Consider the following 692-nt stretch of genomic DNA (forward strand, 5'->3'; position numbering starts at 1 on the left):
TTAGGAATACCAACAGTTTTGGATAGGTTTATTCAACAAGCAATTGCGCAAGAGCTAAATTATATCTATGATGAGAACTTTTCAGAAAATAGTTTTGGCTTCCGTCCTCGAAGAGGGGCAAAAGATGCTATACAAAAGGCAGAAACTTATATAAATGAAGGTTATAGATGGGTTGTAGATATAGACCTAGAGAAATTCTTTGATAGAGTTAACCACGATATACTTATGTATAAACTCTCAAGGAGTATAAAAGATAAGAGAGTATTGAGGTTAATAAGAAAATATCTTCAGGCTGGAATAATGATTAACGGAATAGTAGTAACAAGTGAGGAAGGAGCTCCTCAAGGAGGTCCATTAAGTCCACTTCTATCTAATATAATGTTAGATGAATTAGATAAGGAACTAGAGAAAAGAGAGCATAAATTCTGTCGCTACGCTGACGATTGTAACATTTACGTTAAGAGTAAAAGAGCCGGAGAAAGAGTTATGGATAACATAACAAATTTCATAGAAGGTAAATTGAAATTAAAAGTAAATAGAAGCAAAAGTGCAGTAGAGAGACCATGGAAAAGAAAATTTCTAGGATTTACGATAATGCTATCATTTGGAAAAGCTTGCACTACTATATCTAAACAATCATTAAAAAGATATAAAGATAAAATTAGAGAAATACTATCAAGGTCAAAACCGAT

General features: G+C 32.4%; 1 protein-coding gene. It reads left to right on the forward strand.

Features of this window, described 5'->3' with window-relative positions:
• Nucleotides 1-692: reverse transcriptase domain-containing protein (locus tag LPC13_RS16730; RefSeq protein ID WP_267956024.1), on the forward strand; the 692-nt coding region annotated here is incomplete at both ends.

The organism is Clostridium celatum (assembly GCF_021412605.1).
Classification (GTDB): domain Bacteria; phylum Bacillota; class Clostridia; order Clostridiales; family Clostridiaceae; genus Clostridium; species Clostridium celatum.